Source organism: Bradyrhizobium sp. th-b2 (genome assembly GCF_000426785.1).
In the GTDB taxonomy this organism is placed as follows: domain Bacteria; phylum Pseudomonadota; class Alphaproteobacteria; order Rhizobiales; family Xanthobacteraceae; genus Bradyrhizobium; species Bradyrhizobium septentrionale.
On sequence record NZ_AUGA01000007.1, the window covers coordinates 24,435 to 42,500 of the forward strand.

The 18,066-nt window shown below is 64.9% G+C and carries 17 protein-coding genes and 1 pseudogene (1 of these 18 cut by a window edge); 15 read left to right on the forward strand and 3 right to left on the reverse strand.

Features of this window, described 5'->3' with window-relative positions; translation table 11 throughout:
* Positions 1-317: 317 nt before the first annotated feature.
* From K359_RS0112630 to K359_RS0112665, 8 genes are all read left to right on the forward strand, one after another.
* Positions 318-833 (forward strand): CvpA family protein, encoded by a 516-nt coding sequence (locus K359_RS0112630; RefSeq protein ID WP_029079680.1) that lies wholly within the window; start codon positions 318-320, stop codon positions 831-833.
* A gap of 138 nt (positions 834-971) precedes the next feature.
* On the forward strand, positions 972-1,754 hold the full coding sequence (locus tag K359_RS0112635; protein WP_029079681.1) for an SDR family oxidoreductase: 783 nt from the start codon (positions 972-974) through the stop codon (positions 1,752-1,754).
* A 38-nt stretch (positions 1,755-1,792) separates the two neighbouring features.
* A complete protein-coding gene (locus K359_RS0112640; protein ID WP_245284587.1) occupies positions 1,793-2,740 on the forward strand; it encodes an NADPH:quinone reductase in 948 nt (315 codons plus the stop codon).
* A gap of 21 nt (positions 2,741-2,761) precedes the next feature.
* On the forward strand, positions 2,762-3,610 hold the full coding sequence (locus K359_RS0112645; protein WP_029079683.1) for an MBL fold metallo-hydrolase: 849 nt from the start codon (positions 2,762-2,764) through the stop codon (positions 3,608-3,610).
* 141 nt (positions 3,611-3,751) lie between these two features.
* Entirely contained in the window at positions 3,752-4,594 is an 843-nt protein-coding gene (locus K359_RS0112650) for a fumarylacetoacetate hydrolase family protein (RefSeq protein WP_029079684.1), read from the forward strand.
* A 168-nt stretch (positions 4,595-4,762) separates the two neighbouring features.
* Positions 4,763-5,377 (forward strand): glutathione S-transferase family protein, encoded by a 615-nt coding sequence (locus tag K359_RS0112655; protein WP_029079685.1) that lies wholly within the window; start codon positions 4,763-4,765, stop codon positions 5,375-5,377.
* Positions 5,378-5,402: 25 nt separating this feature from the next.
* Complete coding sequence (locus tag K359_RS0112660) at positions 5,403-6,593, forward strand: serine hydrolase (RefSeq protein ID WP_029079686.1); 1,191 nt, start codon at positions 5,403-5,405, stop codon at positions 6,591-6,593.
* A 75-nt stretch (positions 6,594-6,668) separates the two neighbouring features.
* Complete coding sequence (locus K359_RS0112665) at positions 6,669-7,538, forward strand: MBL fold metallo-hydrolase (RefSeq protein WP_029079687.1); 870 nt, start codon at positions 6,669-6,671, stop codon at positions 7,536-7,538.
* 218 nt (positions 7,539-7,756) lie between these two features.
* Here the strand turns inward: K359_RS0112665 and K359_RS0112670 are convergent, their stop codons facing one another.
* Positions 7,757-8,299, reverse strand: coding sequence for a methylated-DNA--[protein]-cysteine S-methyltransferase (locus K359_RS0112670; RefSeq protein ID WP_029079688.1), 543 nt, complete (start codon positions 8,297-8,299; stop codon positions 7,757-7,759).
* 155 nt (positions 8,300-8,454) lie between these two features.
* Here K359_RS0112670 and K359_RS0112675 point away from each other — a divergent pair, with 155 nt between their 5' ends.
* Positions 8,455-9,264, forward strand: coding sequence for an alpha/beta fold hydrolase (locus K359_RS0112675; RefSeq protein WP_029079689.1), 810 nt, complete (start codon positions 8,455-8,457; stop codon positions 9,262-9,264).
* 233 nt (positions 9,265-9,497) lie between these two features.
* Here the strand turns inward: K359_RS0112675 and K359_RS0112680 are convergent, their stop codons facing one another.
* Positions 9,498-9,953 (reverse strand): carboxymuconolactone decarboxylase family protein, encoded by a 456-nt coding sequence (locus tag K359_RS0112680; protein ID WP_029079690.1) that lies wholly within the window; start codon positions 9,951-9,953, stop codon positions 9,498-9,500.
* A gap of 109 nt (positions 9,954-10,062) precedes the next feature.
* On the opposite strand from K359_RS0112680, the pseudogene K359_RS51785 reads away from it, so the two are divergent.
* From K359_RS51785 to K359_RS0112705, 5 genes and pseudogenes are all read left to right on the forward strand, one after another.
* Positions 10,063-10,930: pseudogene (locus K359_RS51785) on the forward strand (sigma-70 family RNA polymerase sigma factor).
* A gap of 63 nt (positions 10,931-10,993) precedes the next feature.
* Positions 10,994-12,250: a M20/M25/M40 family metallo-hydrolase gene (locus tag K359_RS0112690; protein WP_029079691.1), complete on the forward strand. Its 1,257-nt coding sequence runs from the start codon at positions 10,994-10,996 to the stop codon at positions 12,248-12,250.
* A 340-nt stretch (positions 12,251-12,590) separates the two neighbouring features.
* Positions 12,591-13,265, forward strand: coding sequence for a GntR family transcriptional regulator (locus K359_RS0112695; protein WP_029079692.1), 675 nt, complete (start codon positions 12,591-12,593; stop codon positions 13,263-13,265).
* A gap of 57 nt (positions 13,266-13,322) precedes the next feature.
* Positions 13,323-14,123, forward strand: coding sequence for a phytanoyl-CoA dioxygenase family protein (locus K359_RS0112700; RefSeq protein WP_029079693.1), 801 nt, complete (start codon positions 13,323-13,325; stop codon positions 14,121-14,123).
* Positions 14,124-14,281: 158 nt separating this feature from the next.
* Positions 14,282-15,589 (forward strand): NAD(P)H-dependent oxidoreductase, encoded by a 1,308-nt coding sequence (locus K359_RS0112705; protein WP_029079694.1) that lies wholly within the window; start codon positions 14,282-14,284, stop codon positions 15,587-15,589.
* Positions 15,590-15,803: 214 nt separating this feature from the next.
* On the opposite strand, the gene K359_RS0112710 is transcribed toward K359_RS0112705, so the two are convergent.
* Positions 15,804-16,889 carry an NAD-dependent epimerase/dehydratase family protein gene (locus tag K359_RS0112710; protein WP_029079695.1) on the reverse strand — a complete coding sequence of 362 codons (1,086 nt, stop codon included), beginning with the start codon at positions 16,887-16,889 and terminating at the stop codon, positions 15,804-15,806.
* A 314-nt stretch (positions 16,890-17,203) separates the two neighbouring features.
* On the opposite strand from K359_RS0112710, the gene K359_RS0112715 reads away from it, so the two are divergent.
* Positions 17,204-18,066, forward strand: partial view of a TRAP transporter substrate-binding protein gene (locus tag K359_RS0112715; RefSeq protein ID WP_029079696.1) — the 5' portion only. The gene runs 226 nt beyond the window's last position; 863 of the gene's 1,089 nt are visible here — the first part of the coding sequence; its start codon is at positions 17,204-17,206; its stop codon lies beyond the right edge, outside the window.

The window sequence follows — 18,066 nt, forward strand, 5'->3', positions numbered from 1 at the left end:
ATTGCCGGGTCAAGCCCGGCAATGACAGGATCGTCAGTTCAGGGAGCGTTGCCCGGATGGAGCGAAGCGCAATCCAGGGCCACGACCGTGTACGGGTCCCGGATTTCGCTGCGCTTCATCCGGGCTACGCACCGATGCCGCCCCAGCCCCTGCGAAGCGGCCTGCGATGAGGATGATTTCTTTACCGACATCGCATAGGCCGGACATCTACAGGTTGCCGGATTGAAGCGGACGATTGATCACTAAAATTGTCCTTGATGTATGCCGGTTTCATCAACCGGGGGACCGCAGGAGATCGGGGCAGGAAATCCTTATCCATGAACCTCTTCGACATTGTCGTGACCCTTGGGTTGCTGTTCGCGGTGGTTACTGGCTTCACGACGGGCCTGCTGCGCAGCGCGGTCACGATCCTGGCTTATCTCGTCGCCATGCCGCTCGCGGTCGCCGCGATGGCGATGATCGGGCCGCACATCGCGACGCTTCCGTCGTCGCCGTTTCCGCCCAACGGCGTGCTGCTGTTCGGCCTGTTCCTGCTGATCGGCGTCATCCTCGGAAAGATGGCGCGGACGATGCTCGACGACACCATCGGTGCGGAGGTCGGGATCGGCGACCGGCTCGGCGGCGCGCTGCTCGGCGCGATCAGGGTCGGCCTTGTCGTGACCACGCTGGTGCTGGTGTTCGATCAGCTGGTGCCGGTTGCCAGGCAGCCGCAATTCCTCAACGGATCGCAATTGCGGCCGTTGTTTTCCGCGGCCGGACAGGCCGGATTCCGCTCATTGCCGCCCGAAGCCGCCATGGCGATCGAGCGGTTGCGGCGGGAGCAACACATCTAACCCACGGTGCTCGCCCCGCCTGTTCCGGTCCGGCATGCACTTATGCATTGCACCTCCCTTACTTGCGCCGCCGGGCTTGGCTAGACTGGCGCCATCAAAACCTTACAAACCGACCCAACATCACAGGGAGTGAAACTCGTGGATCTTGGAATCAAAGGCCGCCGCGCCATCGTCTGCGCATCGAGCAAGGGACTGGGCCGCGCCTGCGCGATCGCGCTCGCCAATGAGGGCGTGCATGTCACGCTGACGGCGCGCGGCGCCGAGGCGCTGAAGCAGACCGCCGACGAGATCCGTAAAGGCCATCCCGCCGTCACCGTCACCGAGATCGTCGGCGACATCACGACCCCGGCAGGACGCGAAGCCGTGCTCAAGGCCTGCCCCGATCCGGATATCCTGATCAACAATGCGGGTGGCCCGCCGCCCGGCGACTTCCGCAACTGGACCCGCGACGACTGGATCAAGGCGATCGACGCCAACATGCTGACGCCGATCGAGCTGATCAAGGCGACCGTCGACGGCATGATGGCGCGCAAGTTCGGCCGCATCGTCAACATCACCTCGGCGGCGGTGAAGGCGCCGATCGAGATTCTCGGCCTCTCCAACGGCGCCCGCGCCGGCCTCACCGGCTTCGTCGCCGGCCTGTCGCGCAAGACCGTGATCAACAACGTCACCATCAACGGCCTGCTGCCGGGCCCGTTCGACACCGACCGTCTGCGCGGCACCGGCAAGGCGGAAGCCGAAAAGCGCGGCCTTTCGATCGAGGCTGTCATGACCGAGCGTGCCAAGCTGAACCCCGCCGGCCGCTTCGGTCATCCCGATGAATTCGGCTACGCCTGCGCCTTCCTGTGTGGCGACAAGGCCGGCTTCATCACCGGGCAGAACATCCTGCTCGATGGCGGCGCCTTCCCCGGTACGCTGTGAGAGCGGTCTGGTACGAGCGGACAGGCGCGGCGCCGACGGTGCTTACCGTCGGCGAGATGCCGACACCTGAGGCCGGCCCCGGCGAGGTCCGCGTTCGCCTCGAGGCTTCAGGCGTCAATCCGGCCGATGTCGGCCGCCGCAGCGGCAACTATCGCGCGATGGAATTTCCGCGCGTGATCCCTAACAGCGACGGCGCCGGGATCGTCGACCAGGTCGGTGAAGGCGTCACCCGCTTTGCGGTCGGCGACCGGGTCTGGCTGTTCAATGGCCAGCGCAATGGCCGCGCCTTCGGCACCGCGGCCGAATACATCACGCTTGCCGATTATCTGGTGACGCCGCTGCCGCAGAACGTGTCGTTCGCGGCCGGTGCTACGCTCGGCATCCCCTGCATGACCGCGTGGTGCGCGCTGTATGCGGACGGTCCGATCGCCGGGCAGACGGTGCTGGTCACCGGCGGCGCCGGCGCGGTCGGCCACTATGCCGTGCAGCTCGCGAAATGGGGCGGCGCGCGGGTGATCGCGACCGTGAGCTCGCAGGTCAAGGACGTCGAAGCGCGGCTCGCCGGCGCCGACACGGTCGTCAACTACCGGACCGAGGACGTCGTCTCGAAGGTGATGGCGTTCACCGAGAACCGCGGCGTCGACCGCGTGATCGACGTCGATTTCGGCGGCAACCTCGCGACCACGCTGAAAATCATGGCGATGAACTCGACGATCGCGGTCTACGCCACCAACGGCAACCGCACGCCGACGCTGCCGGTGCGCGAATTGATGGAGAAATGCATCACGGTGCGCGCGCTGGTGCTGTTCGCACTGCCGCCGCCACTGCTCGCGGCCGCGCAGGCCGATATCACGAAATGGCTGGAGTCGGGCACCCGGGTGCACAACATCGCCGCGCAATTCGCACTGGTCGAGACGGCAGAAGCCCATCTCGCCGTCGAGAAGGGCGACAAGGTCGGCACCGTGATCGTCGACTGCGCACGATAGCGATAATAGGGGACACGCCGCATGCAATGGACGATCGGCAAGGTCACGATCACAAAAGTCGTCGAGCTCGAGACCGTCGGCAGCACACGCTTCATCCTGCCGCTGGCCGGCCGGGAAGAGATCCTGAGCCTGCCCTGGCTGATCCCGCATTTCGCCAACGAGGAGGGCCGGCTGAAAATGTCGATCCATTCGCTGCTGGTGGAAACGCCGGAGCACCGCATCATCGTCGACACCGGGCTCGGCAACGACAAGCAGGGCCGCAACGTGCCGACCTGGAATAACCGCAGCGATCCGTTCCTGGAGAAGCTGACCGCGGCCGGATTTGCCCCTAACAGCATCGACACCGTGCTGTGCACGCATCTGCATGTCGATCATGTCGGCTGGAACACCAAACTCGTCGGCGGCAAATGGGTGCCGACCTTCGCCAAGGCGCGTTACGTGTTCGGCAAGACCGAATACGATTACTGGCGCGACCACAGCGACGATCCCGCCCACGCCGCCGTGTTCGCGGACTCCGTGAAACCAATCGCGGATGCCGGCAAGGCCGAGCTGGTGCCGAGCGACCACCGGCTGACCGAGGAGATCACGCTGATCCCGACGCCGGGTCACAGCCCCGGGCACATGAGCATCCACATCAAGTCCGGCGGCGAGCAAGCGCTGCTGACCGGCGATGCCGCGCATCATCCCTGCCAGATGTATCACCTCGACTGGTCTGCGACCGTAGACTCCGATCCGAAGCAATCGGCCGCGACGCGGCGCGACTTGTTCTCGCGCTTTGCCGATACGCCGACGCTGGTGATCGGCGGCCATTTCAGTGCCGGCCACATCAAGCGCGACGGCGACGCGTTCCGCTTCATCGCGCTGGGATGATCGGCCCGAACTGGCCTTGAAAATAAGGCTTGGCAGCAATGCAGCGCGCTCATGGCGGTTGAATTTCCCGGCGCGCTGTTCCATGAAGCGTGTCGAGGTATACCAGTAATAATCCTCAGGACATCGTAGGGAGTGATCAACATGAAGCTTGTTCGTTATGGCGAAAAGGGTGCGGAAAAGCCCGGTCTGATCGACAAATCCGGCCAGCTGCGCGACCTCTCGGCCCATCTGAAGGACCTGACCGGCGACGCCTATTCGCCGGACTCGCTGAAGAAGCTTGCCGCCCTCGATGCCGCCTCCCTGCCCGCCGTCTCCGGCAAGCCGCGCTTCGGCGCCCCGGTCACCGGCATCTCCAAATTCGTCGCGATCGGCCTGAACTATTCCGACCACGCCAAGGAGACCGGCGCGGCGATCCCGACTGAGCCGATCATCTTCATGAAGGCGAACACCTCCCTGAGCGGCCCGAACGACGCGGTCGAAAAGCCGCGCGGCTCGACCAAGCTCGACTGGGAAGTCGAGATCGCCGCGATCATCGGCACCCGCGCCAAATATGTCTCGGAAGCCGACGCGCTGAACCACGTCGCCGGCTATTGTGTCTGCAACGACGTCTCCGAGCGCAACTTCCAGACCGAGCGGCTCGGACAGTGGACCAAGGGCAAGTCGCACGATACGTTCGGCCCGGTCGGCCCCTGGCTCGTCACCAAGGACGAGATCAAGGACGTGCAAGACCTGTCGATGTGGCTCGACGTCAACGGCCAGCGCCGCCAGACCGGCTCGACCAAGACCATGATCTTCTCGATGGCAAAGTGCATCGCCTACGTCTCGCAGTTCATGACGCTGCTGCCCGGTGACATCATCACCACCGGCACCCCGCCCGGCGTCGGCCTCGGCATGAAGCCGCCAACCTTCCTCAACGTCGGCGACGTTGTGACGCTCGGCATCGAAGGTCTCGGCGAGCAGCGCCAGGAAATCGTCGCGGCGTGAGCGGCACGCATTGTTCCTGAATTCGTCATGCCCGGGCTTGACCCGGGCATCCACGTCTTGGGTCGTGTACGGAAGCAAAGTCGTGGATGGCCGGGCATAGGCGAGCGAAAGCGACGCCGTCCTTCAGACGGCTATGACAGAGGAAAGAACCTTCGCAAGGAGTTCTCCATGAAACTCACCTTCTCTCCCGCCTCCCCGTTCGCCCGCAAGGTGCGCATCGCGGCGATCGAGCTTGGCCTGATCGATAAGATCGAGCTGGTGCCGGCCAGCGTTGCGCCGGGACAGGCCAACGATGAATATTCAAAGATCTCGCCGCTGAAGAAACTGCCGGTGCTGATCCTCGACCATGGCGATGCCATCTTGGATTCCTATGTCATCGTCGAATATCTCAACGAGATCGGCGGCGGCCGGCTGATCCCGGGTTACGGCCCGCGGCGCTGGAAGCTGAAGACCGATCACTCGCTGATCAACGGCATGCTCGATTCCATGCTGCTGTGCCGCTACGAGAAGATGGTGCGGCCGCAGGGCTCGCTGTGGCAAGCCTGGCATGACGATCACTGGAACCGGGCCTGGGCCGGCATGGCACGGTTCGAGAACCGGCCGGACGTGCTGAACGGTTCGTCGTTCGACATCGCGCAGATCGGCCTTGTTTGCGTGCTCGGCTATGCGGATTTCCGCTTCGCCGATTGCGGCTGGCGCAAGGCCTATCCCAAGCTCGACGCCTTCTACCAGCGAATGCTGGAACGGCCGTCGGTGAAGATCTCGGCGCCGCCTGTGGCGTAGCAAAGCGAAGGCGGGGAGAATGACGATGCGCGAACGCTTCCCCCGCCTCTCACGTCTCGGCGCGAGCCTCGCGCTCGCGTTGACGGCCTCAATCACCAATCTGAAGGCCGACGATATGACACCTGGACAACAACGCCAGCCTTGCGGATCGCCGGCCGCGCTCGACGACGGCTGGGTGATTGCCTCGCCGGAAAGCGTCGGCATGGATAGCGAACGACTGTGCGGCATCGCCGCGCGGCTGGCGCTACGCAGCACAGAGATCCATTCAGTTGTCGTGGCGCGACACGGCAGACTGGTGTTCGAGCAGTATTTTGCCGGCATCGACCAGCCGTGGGGCCAGCCCGAGGGTCACATCGAATTCACCGCGACGACCAAGCACGACATGCGTTCGGCAACCAAGAGCGTGACGGCGCTGCTGCTCGGCATCGCCATCGACCGCAAGCTGATCGCCAGCGCCAATGAGCCCGTGGTGAAGTTCTTTCCCGAGCATCATCAGGTGAAATCAGCCGGCTGGGACGCAATCACGCTGCACCATTTGCTGACGATGTCATCAGGCATCAAATGGGACGAGACTCTGCCCTGGACCGATCCCGATAACGACGAACCGCATCTCGCCTTCGATACCGATCCGATCGGCTACGTGCTGGGCAAGCCGATCGCAGCACCGCCGGATACGCTGTGGACCTACAATGGCGGCGGTACCGATCTGCTCGGCAACATCGTCGAGCAAGTCTCCGGCAAATCGCTCGAAGCGTTCGCGCGCGAGACGTTGTTCGAGCCGCTCGGTATCACCGATTTCGAATGGAAGACCTACAAGAACGGCAAGATCGCTGCTGCGTCCGGCCTCAGGCTGCGGCCGCGCGACGCCGCAAAGATCGGCCAGCTCGTGCTCGACCACGGGCGATGGAAGGAGCAGCAGATCGTCCCGGCCGAATGGATGGACCAGTCGATCGCACCGCACTTCCAGGCGGTCGGCTATTTCGGCGGCACGCTGTTCTATGGCCATCAATGGTGGGTGGGGCGATCATTTGCGGCGGGGAAAGAAGTCAGGTGGGCCGGCGCCTTCGGTTGGGGCGGCCAGCGCATCATCGCCGTGCCCGATCTCGACCTTGTGATGATGACGACGGCAGCCCAGTACGGCCAGCCGAAGGAAGGCCTTGCGGCAATGGATATCCTCGCCAACATCATCATTCCCGCCGTGCGTGACGCGCACTAGAAATTCTTTTGCGCGTTTCTTCACGCAAACCGGACTCCACTTCGCTTGAAAACGCTAACGCCGAAGGAACCACCCATGAGCCTGAAATATGCGGCCGGCGATCTCACCATTCATCGCATCGTCGAGCAGGAAACCACGTTCCTGCCCGCGCATGAGATGCTGCCCGGGCTGACGCCGGAAGTCCTCGCCGAGAACCGCGCCTGGATGAAAGCCGCAGGCGCGCTGGACGACAGCGACACGCTGATCCTGGCGTTCCAGTCCTACATCGTGAAGACGCCGCACCACACCATCCTGATCGACAGCTGCATCGGCAACGACAAGCCGCGGCCGGCGCGGCCGAAATGGAACATGAAGACCGATGACAGCTATCTGCGCGGTCTCGCGGCGGCGGGCTTTTCGGTCGGCGACATCGACTATGTGATGTGCACGCATCTGCACGTCGATCATGTCGGCTGGAACACGCGGCTGGAGAACGGCCGCTGGGTGCCGACCTTCCCGAACGCGCGTTACGTGTTCGACAAGACCGAGTTCGACTACTGGACCGAGAGCAACGCGAAGGCCGAGGTGCCGCCATTCGTGGACAGCGTGCTGCCGGTGGTCGAGGCCAAGCGGGCCGAGATTGTCGGCAATGATTTTGCGATCGGCGACCACGCGCGCATCCTGCCGACGCCCGGCCACACGCCGGGCCACGTTGCCTTCACCTTCGGCCGCGGCAAGGACGATGCAGTGTTCGCCGGCGATTTGATGCACTCGCCGATCCAGACGCTTTATCCGGAACTGTCGGCGAAGTTCGATGTCGACCAGGCGCAGGCCGCGACGACGCGGCGGAGTTTCCTGGAGCGCTATTGCGACACCGACACGCTGTGCTGCCCCGCGCATTTCCCCTCGCCCTCGGTCGGCAAGATCAAGCGGAAGGGGAATGGGTTTGTGTGTGAGACGGCGTAGTGCTTCGCCTCTCCCCGCCTGCTGGGAGAGGCACAGGCCGCCTACGGCGGCCGTCCACAAGGACGCCGAAGCAAAGCTTCGGCAATGTCGCATGAAATGCGAGCCGGGTGAGGGGGCCCTCCGCGAATTCGGCTCTCAGTATTCACGCGGATAAAGCCCCTCACCCCAACCCTGTCCCCGTGAAGAACGGGGAGAGGGAGCCCGGAAAGACCGGTGCCTCAATCAAACAGACTCGGTGTGTGGTTCACGACCGCGCCTTCGATCTGCAGCATCTTCAGCTTGGTCACCACGCCGCCATTGGCCGAGAAGCCGCCCGGCTTGTTGCCGGCCGCCAGCACACGGTGGCAGGGCACCACGATCGGACACGGGTTGCGGCCGAGCGCCTGGCCGACGTCGCGCGACAGCTCCACGCCGCCGAGCTGCTTGGCGATATCGCCATAGGTCACGGTCTTGCCGGGCGGAATCTTCCGCGCGATGTCGTAGACGCCGCGGTTGAATTCCGGCACGTCGTCGAGATCGAGCACGATGTCGGCGAGGTCGTTCGGCTTGCCGGCGAGCAGTTCGATCATGCCGTCGATCGCGTGTTGCACCTCGGCCGGCGGCGCCGCCTCGGCGACGTCGCCATTGCGCTGAAAAATCCGCTTGCGGGTCTTCTCCTCGGTGCCCATCGGCAGCTGCACGCCGGTGACGCCGTGCTCGCCCCAGACGACGCCGCAGGCGCCGATCGTGGTCTCGAAGATTGCAAAATGCTGGCCGATCATGGCTCGCTCCGAATGTTCCTTGATATATCCCTTGGGCTCACGCGCGCGAGCCTGCTGCTGACCTGAAATCTAGGCTTGGAGAATGTTGCTATCCACCCGAATTCCGTGGGAACTTGGGCTAAATCAACAACATCTGCCCCGCCCGCGAGCCCCAAATGCACAGCCTTCCCGTCAAGGGTTTCGACATGCCCTATCTCGATATCGGAGAGGGCCCGCCGCTGGTCTGCGTGCACGGCTCGCTGTGCGATTTCCGGATCTGGTCGGCGGTACTCGGCCCGCTGACACGCCGGCATCGGGTGATCGCGGTCAGCCTGCGGCATTTCTTCCCGGCGCATTGGGACGGCGTCGGCGACACTTATTCGATCGCCCAGCATGTCGACGACGTGATCGCCTTCATCGAGCAATTCGACACCAGCCCCGTCGACCTTATGGGGCATTCCCGCGGCGGCCACATCTGCTTCCGCGTCGCGCAGCGGCGGCCGGATCTGTTGCACAAGCTCGTCCTGGCCGAGCCCGGCGGTGAGCTCGACGGCACGCTCGACCTCGACTATCAGCCCGGTCCCTCGCCGCTTGCGGCGCGGATCGCGGCCTCAGCCGACGTGATTGCCGGAGGCGACATCGATGGCGGCTTGCAGATCTTCATGGACGCGCTCGAAGGCCTCGGCGCCTGGAAGCGGCTTCCGGCAACCTCCAAGCAGCTCTTGCGCGACAACGCGACCACCTTGATCGGCCAGACCCGCGACCAGCGCCCGCCGTTCTCGAAAGCAGATGCGCAAGCGATCAAGACGCCGACGCTGTTCATCGGCGGCGCCAACACCAAGGGCATGCTGCCGAAGGTGCTGCACGCCCTCGCCGCCAATGTGAAGGGCGCGCGCACCGAGATGATCCCGGGCACCACGCACCCGATGTTCGAGCAGGCGCCGCAACGATACTGCGAGATCGTGCTGGAGTTTCTGGCGGCATAGGCAATGCACCTCTCCCCTTGTGGGAGAGGCATAGGCCGCCCACGGCGGCCGTTCTCAAGAACGCCGAAGCGCAGCTTCGGCTATGTCGCATGCAGCAAAGCGAAATGCGATCCGGGTGAGGGGCCTGTCTCCGCGGAGAAAACCCCTCACCCGGCGCGATGACGCTGCGCTTTATCGCGCCACCCTCTCTCACAAAGGGAGAGGGTGCACCGCCTGCGCGGCAAGAGATCTGCTCACACCTTCCAAACACCGACCGGCTGGCGCACGGCGACGTTCACCCGGTTCCAGACGTTGATCGCCGCGATCCCCAGCACCAGGGAAGCCAGCTGCTGCTCGTTGAAATGCTTCGCAGCCTCGTCCCACACCGCATCCGTTACCGGATCCTCGCGGTCGCTGAGCCGGGTCACCGCCTCCGTCAGTGCCAGCGCGGCGCGCTCGGCGTCGCTGAAATAGGGCGTGTCGCGCCAGGCGCCGACCGCGAACAGCCGCTCGTCGGTCTCGCCGGCGCGGCGGGCGAGTTTTGGGTGCATATCGACGCAAACGCTGCAGCCATTGATCTGGCTGGCGCGCAGATGGACCAATTCGAGCAGCTTTTCCGGCAAAGCCTGTTTGGTGCTCTCGCTGAGCGCCTGCAGCGCCTTCATGGCATCGGGAACAACCATCACCGGATGGTTCATGCGGGCTTTCATCATGTCACTCTCCTGATTTGCTTTTGACGTCGCCGCGCCGATCTGCTGTCACATCGGCCAACTTTCGTTCGTCATCGCCATGACGGAGCGGACAAAGGGAATGTGACCGATGGACGAGAAAAATTCTCTCACCAAGCAGTTCGAGGCCAACCGGCCGCGCTTGCGGGCCGTGGCCTACCGCATGCTGGGCTCGACCGCCGAGGTCGACGATGCCGTGCAGGAGGCCTGGCTGCGGCTCGGCCGCACCGACACTGCTGCGGTCGACAATCTCGGGGGATGGCTGACCACGGTGATCGCGCTGCATCTGCCTCGACATGCTCCGCTCGCGCAAATCGCGCCGCGAGGAGCCGATCGGCCCGCACGTTCCGGAACCGGTCGCAGACAATCCGTCCGAGCGCGAGACCGAGATGGCTGATTCCGTCGGCGCGGCGCTGCTCGTGGTACTGGAAACGCTGGCGCCGGCGGAGCGGCTGGCCTTCGTGCTGCACGACATGTTCGCGGTGCCGTTCGAGGAGATCGCGCCGATCGTCGGGCGCACGCCGGCTGCCGCACGGCAACTCGCCAGCCGCGCCCGGCGTCGTGTCCAGGGCGCGCCGCCCGCGCCGGACGCCGATCTCGGCCGGCAGCGCGGCATCGTCGAGGCCTTTCTCGCCGCATCGCGCAACGGCGATTTCGAAGCGCTGCTCGCCGTGCTCGCGCCCGACGTCGTGGTGCGCGCCGATCAGGCCGCGCAAAGGCTCGGCTCGCTGCCGGTGATCCGCGGCGCTGCAGCGGTCGCCGAAAGCTTCAAGGGACGCGCACAGGCGGCGCGGCCCGCGCTGGTCGATGGCGCGATCGGCGTTGCCGTCATCTTCGGCGGCGCGCTGCGCGTCGTGCTGCGGGTCACGATTTCAGGCGACAGGATCGCGGCGATCGATGCGACCGCCGATGCTGCCGCGATCGAGACACTCGATGTCGAGGTGCTCGACCGCACCTGACGCGGCTGGAGGCTGAAGGGTCGCGATGCTATCGTTCTCCCGCGCCACCAAGGGAGGACAATCATGAAACTAACCATCAAATTGCTCGCGTCGGCCGGCGTGTTCTCGCTCGCCCTCGCCTCGTCCCCCGCCTTTGCCGCCGCAGATGAAAAGCTGCGCGCGGCGGCCGAGCAGGCCCAGCCGGCCGTGATCGAGAGCCTGCACGACATGGTGCTGATCGAGTCAGGCTCCAGCGATGTCGAGGGCCTGAAGAAGATGGCCGACTACACCGAAGCGCGGCTGAAGGCGCTCGGCGCCAGGACCGAGCGGCGCAAGACCACGCGCGGCGCCGGCGCCGACATGGTGATCGGCACCTTTGAAGGCAGCGGCAGCAAGAAGCTGATGCTGATCGCGCATATGGACACCGTCTATGAGCACGGCATCCTCGACACCCAGCCCTATAAGGTCGACGGCAACAGGATCTACGGGCCCGGCATTGCTGACGACAAGGGCGGCATCGCCGTCATCCTGCATTCGCTCAAGATCCTGAATGATGCGGGCTGGCGCGACTACACCAAGCTCACCGTGTCGTTCAATCCTGATGAAGAGGTCGGCTCGATCGGTTCCGGCGAGATCATCGCCGAGCTCGCCGACCAGCACGATGTGGTGCTGTCCTGCGAGCCGACGGTTGCGCCGCCGGTCGCCAAAAATGAAAGCCTGCTGCTCGGCGCCAGCGGCACCGCCACCGGCACAATCGATGTGAAGGGCAAGGCCTCGCATGCCGGCGCCGCGCCGCAGCTCGGCCGCAACGCGCTGATCGAGCTCGCGCATCAATTGCTGCAGACCCAGGACGTCGCGAAATCGATACCGGGCACGCAGCTGAACTGGACCACCGCAAAGGCCGGCACCGTGCGCAACCAGATCCCCGACCACGCCAGCGCAGGCGCCGACATCCGCCTCACCATTCCTGATGGCGTCGAGAAGCTGCAGGCCGCGCTCGACGAAAAGGTAAAGAACAAACTGATCGCCGACACCGAAGTGACGGTGAAGGTCGCGGCAGGCCGTCCGCCCTTCGTGGCAAACGATCGCGGCCGCGCGCTCGCGAAAGACGGACAGGCGATCTACGCCGAGCTCGACCGGAAGCTGGATATCGCCGAGATGACCGGCGGCGCAACCGACGCCGGCTACGCTGCGCGCAGCGGCAAGGCTATCGTGGTTGAAAGCTTCGGCCTCGCCGGCTGGGGCTATCACGCCCGCGACGAATACATCGACACCAACTCGATCGTGCCGCGGCTCTATCTGATGACGCGGATGCTGATGGATCTCGGCAAGGCGAAGTAGCGGGCTCGAACAAGTGGACGTTTCTGCTGCCGATCGACGCACCGGCAGTTCATCGTTCGCGCCTGCGCCCAGGGCCACCCCACCCTCCCCCACTGTTCAGACCGGGGAGATGGCGGACGGGTGTTCGGAGACATCGTGGACACTTTCTGGTCCGTGGTCGAGAGTCCGGAGGTCGACCGTTGCTGCGACGAACATCGGCCTTGCGGGTCCCGTGCTTCGCAAAATCATCCCTTTCTCAGTCACTTAGCGCCATCACAAACTGGAGCCTTGACCGCTCCTGCCACTCGCAGTAGTTTCATTTTCGAACACGGAATTCCGTATTCCAATTTGGACTGATGGCATGATCCCGTTGGACCCGCTCCCGAACCTGATCGACCAGGTCTACGGCCGGTTGCTCGAAGCGATCATCGACCGCACGCTGCTGCCCGGCCAGCGCATCACCCAGAACGAGCTTGCCGAGAAGCTCGGCGTCTCGCGCCAACCGATCTCGCATGCGCTGCATCTATTGCATCGCCAGGGCCTCGTCGCAGACAGCGGCAAGCGCGGCTTCGAGGTGACGCAGCTCGATCCGCGGCGCATCCGCGAGCTCTATGAGGTCCGCGGCGCCATCGATGCGCTGGCGGCGCGGCTCGCCGCGAGGCGCGTGAAAGAGGATTGCGTTGCGCGCACCCAGCTCGAAGCCGCGCTCGAAGCCGGACGCACGATCGACGACAGCGTGCCGCTGGCACGCCTGATCGCGCTCGATGTCGACTTCCACAGCGCGATCTATCGGCTCGCCGGCAATTCCGCGATCGAGGAAATGATCGCGCCGCAATGGCCGCATATGCGCCGCTCGATGGCGACCGTGCTCGCCGAGCTGGATTACCGCGGCAGCGCCTGGACCGAACACGAGACCATCGCCGCGCATGTTTTCTCCGGCAATGCTGCAGCCGCAGAAGCCGCTGCGCTGGCACATGCGCAGACTGCAGGACGAATGACGGAAGAGAAGCTGAGAGCGATCGACGTGGCGGCGTGAACAGGATTGTCACGCCGTCGCAAGAACGAAGACCAATAATCAAAGGAGGAAAGCACCATGAAACTGACCCCGGAGCAGGTCGAATTTTTTCATCGCGAAGGCTGGCTGTTCCTGCCCGAGCTGTTCAGCCAGGAAGAGGTCGACTTCCTCGCGCGCGAGGCGGTCTCGATCTATGACGCCAACCGTCCCGAGGTGTGGCGCGAGAAGAGCGGCGCGCCGCGCACCGCCTTCGCCGCGCATCTCTACAACGAGGCGTTCGGCCTCCTCGGCGCGCATCCGCGCATGATCGACCCGATCGAGCAGCTGTTCGGCGAGAAGGTCTACATGCACCAGTTCAAGATCAACGCGAAGGCGGCCTTCACCGGCGACGTCTGGCAATGGCACCAGGATTACGGCACCTGGAAGCGCGACGACGGCATGCCGGAGCCGCGCGCGATGAACATCGCGATCTTCCTCGACGAGGTGATGCCGATCAACGGCCCCTTGATGCTGGTGCCGCAGAGCCAGACCGCGGGCGACCTGAAGGCGTCGCACGATCTCGAGACCACGTCCTACCCGCTGTGGACGCTGGACGAAGAGACGGTGACCCGCCTCGTGAAGCAGGGCGGCATCGTTGCGCCGACCGGCAAGCCCGGCGGCATGCTGATGTTCCACGGCAATCTGGTGCACGGCTCGAGCGGCAACATCACGCCCTACCCGCGCAAGATCGTCTACCTGACGCTGAACGCGGTCTCGAACTACATCCGCACCCCGACGCGGCCGGAGTACATCGCGCACCGCGACTTCGCGCCGATCCAGACCGTGGCGGACGACGCGCTGCTGCGGCTCGCCCGTGCGCCGCGGCAGGCGGCGGAGTAAGACACGTTCGTGCCCCGGACGCAGCGCAGCGCGCAGCGATGCGCTGCTGAGCCGGGGCCCACACTCCTGTTCAACTTCTTCCATGGGTCCCGGCTCTGCGGAGCAGCACTTCGTGCCGCACCGCGTCCGGGACACGACAACGATCCCGGATACCCATCATGAACCTGCATCACCTCCTCAAAACCCGTGCCGCCGCCGGCAAGCCGGTTCGCGTCGCCCTGATCGGCGCCGGAAAGTTCGGCTCGATGTTCCTGTCGCAGGTGCCGCACACGCCGGGGCTCGAGGTGCCCGTCATCGTCGACCTCGACCGCGAGCGCGCGCGCGAGGCGTGCCGCACGGTCGGCTGGGACGACGCGCGGATCGGCGCAACCACCTTCACCGACGACGGCGCGCGCGCCATCGCCGCCGGCGCATTCGATGTCGTGGTGGAAGCGACCGGCAATCCCGCGGTCGGCATCCGCCATGCCCGCGCGGCAATCGCCGCCGGCAAGCATGTCGTGATGGTCAATGTCGAGGCCGATGTGCTGGCCGGACCGCTGCTTGCCGAGGAAGCGCGCAAGGCCGGCGTGGTCTACTCACTTGCCTATGGCGACCAGCCGGCGCTGACGGCGGAGATGGTCGATTGGGCGCGCGCCACCGGCTTTCGCGTCGTCGCCGCCGGCAAGGGCACGAAGTACCTGCCCGCCTATCATGACGTGACGCCGGAAGGCGTGTGGCAGCATTACGGGCTCACCGCCAGCGAGGCGCAATCGGCCGGCATGAACCCGCAGATGTTCAACTCCTTCCTCGACGGCACCAAATCCGCGATCGAGATGGCGGCGATCGCCAATGCCTGCACGCTTGACGTGCCCTCGGAGGGATTGCTGTTTCCGCCCTGCGGCGTCGACGACCTGCCGCATGTGATGCGACCGCGCGACAACGGCGGCGTGCTGGAGAAATCCGGCATCGTCGAGGTGGTGTCGTCGCTGGAGCGCGACGGCCGCCCGGTGTTCCGCGATCTGCGCTGGGGCGTCTATGTGGTGCTGGAGGCGCCGAACGACTATGCCGCGGACTGCTTCAGGCAGTATGGCCTCAAGACCGATTCGTCCGGCCGCTATGCCGCGATGTACAAGCCGTATCATCTGATCGGGCTCGAGCTGAACATTTCCGTGCTGTCGGCGGCGCTGCGCAACGAGCCGACCGGACAGCCGCGCGGCTTCCGCGGCGACGTCGCAGCGGTGGCCAAGCGCAATTTGCGCGCCGGCGAGATGCTCGACGGCGAAGGCGGTTACACGGTGTGGGGCAAGTTGATGCCCGCCGCCGCCAGCCTCGCCGCCGGCGCACTGCCGATCGGGCTCGCGCATCGCGTCAAGCTGAAGAACGACGTCGCCCACGGCGCCGTGGTGCGCTGGAGCGATGTCGAGGTCGACGAGGCCAACGACACGATCAAGACGCGCAAGGCGATGGAGAAGGCGTTCTCGCGCTAACGTGTTTTCTCCCGTCTGCCCGAACGGGGCGACTTCTTCACCTCTCCCCGCACTTTTCGGGGAGAGGTCGGATCGCATCGCGAGATGCGATCCGGGTGAGGGGCGAGGCACGCGGCTCAGCAAGCAGCGAAGTGCCCGCCGGATGGAGGCCCCTCACCCCGCCCTCTCCCCGCAAGAGCGGGGCGAGGGAGACGAGAGAGCATTGCCCTGATGACTACGGCAGCAGCCGGCTCGCCTTCGCCAGCTTGAACCATTTGCGGAACATCGCTTCCGTATCCATCATCTCGGTGAAGCCGGCCTGGTTGATCTTCACCGTCGAGACGATCGAAGGCGGGCCGGACTCGGTCTGCCCGTAGCGCATGCTGTAATCGGCATATTGGAACGACAGGCCGACGAACTCTTCGAGACCAGGTGCGATCAGATCGTGCTTCTTGCGCAGTTCATCCCACACTGCGATCCATTTTGGAGATTCCTGCGCCAGCGACAGCGGCACGTGCCGGCCCGGCGCCATCTCGAGCGCATCTGATACCGCCGGCCAGATATTCTCCCAGGTGAAGACGTCGCCATTGGTGACGTTGAAGGCCTCGTTGCGCGCAGCCTTCGCATCGCCCGACCAGGCGGTCGCGCGCGCCAAGAGATCGACGTCGACCGCTTGCGCGACCCGCGGCGCGCCGCCGGGATAATCCAGCGGCCTGCCCTGCTCGCGCAGCACCGCGGCATAGACGCCGAGCGGCGGGATCAGGTCCATCGCGCCGCCAATGGCTTCGCCGATGATCAAGACCGGGCGCAGGATGCTCCAGTACCAGTTCTTGCCCCGCTGCAGCTCGCGCAAGAAATTCTCCTGCGCCCAATAGAAGTTCGGCTGCTCGTACATCTCCGAACGGCCCTCACGCGCCGGCACCGTGAGCGGCCGGACGTGCACGCCGTAAGCCTTGGTGCCCTGCAGCAGCGCGACATGCTTGAGATCGGGCGCGACGGGCTCGAGCACGCCCATCAGATTGCGCAGCATCCGGTCGTTGGTTGCGATCTGCTCCGGATCGCGCCAGCCATCGACCAGGCTCGGGGCTTCATAAAGCGCGGCATAGATCAGGTGGGTCGCGCCGCGGAGCTCGGCCGCGGCGCGGCGGCAATCCTCCGCGCTGGTGAGATCGATCGGCACGTGCCGCGCGCCGTGGAGATCGCGCGGCTTGCGGCGCGACAGCGCAATGCGCTCGCAATCTCCGGATGCGCCGAAGTGTCGCAAGGCGGCGCCGCCCACGAGGCCGGTCGCACCGGCGACCACGACTTTCTTGGCGGCCATGTCTTCGAACTCCCATCAATCCACCTGTCCTGCGTAGCAGATCGCAGCAGGGGCGACAGCGTCCGTCGCGGCGCCTGCCGGATGAAATCCGTCTGCGCCCGATTTCCTTCGCACCTGCGATGAAGGCAGGCGCTTGATTTCCTCCGGCAAACGATCATCCTGACCGGTGGAACCAGAGACTCGGATTTCCACGGACAAGAGCCCGTCGAGGGCCGCCGGACACACTCACCACAGCAACGTCGATCGACCGGCGAAGAAAAGACGACACCAAGATCGTTCCCTTGTCGAGCTATCGGCAAACAGGAGGGAATTGCATGAAGCGTCGTGAATTCTTGAAAGCAGGCGGCGTCGGCCTGGCTGCGACGGCGGTCGCGGCACCGGCGGTCGCACAATCGATGCCCGAAGTCAGATGGCGGCTCGCGGCGAGCTGGCCGAAAGCGCTCGATACGCTCTATGGCGGGTGTGAATTCTTCTGCAAGCGCGTCGCCGAGATCACCGACAATCGTTTCCAGATCCAGTCCTTTGCCTCCGGCGAGATCGTACCCGGATTGCAGGTCCTGGACGCCGTCTCCAACGGCACGGTCGAGATGGGCAACACTGCCCTGTATTATTACTGGGGCAAGAATCCCGCCTTCACGTTCGGCACGTCGCTGCCGTTCGGCCTCAACACCCGCCAGCATATTTCCTGGCTGCAGTGGGGCGGCGGCACCGACCTGCTCAACGACCTGCTCAAGGAATACAATTGCCTCGGTATTCCGACCGGTTCGACCGGCGCCCAGATGGGCGGCTGGTTCCGGAAGGAGATCAAGTCGATGGCGGATTTTCAGGGGCTGAAATTCCGGGTCGGCGGCTTCGCCGGCACCATCATCGCGAAGGTCGGCGGCGTGCCGCAGCAGATCGCCGGCGGCGATATCTATCCGGCGCTGGAAAAAGGCACCATCGACGCCGCCGAATGGGTCGGGCCGTATGACGATGAGAAGCTCGGCTTCGTCAAGGTCGCCAAGTTCTACTACTATCCCGGCTGGTGGGAAGGCACCGGCCAGGGCCACAATGTGATAAACAAGGACAAGTGGAACGCGCTGCCGAAGCACTATCAGGCGGCGGTGCAAGCCGCGTCCGAGGACACCTTCACCTGGGTGACCGGCAAGTATGACGCGGTCAATCCGCCGGCGCTGAA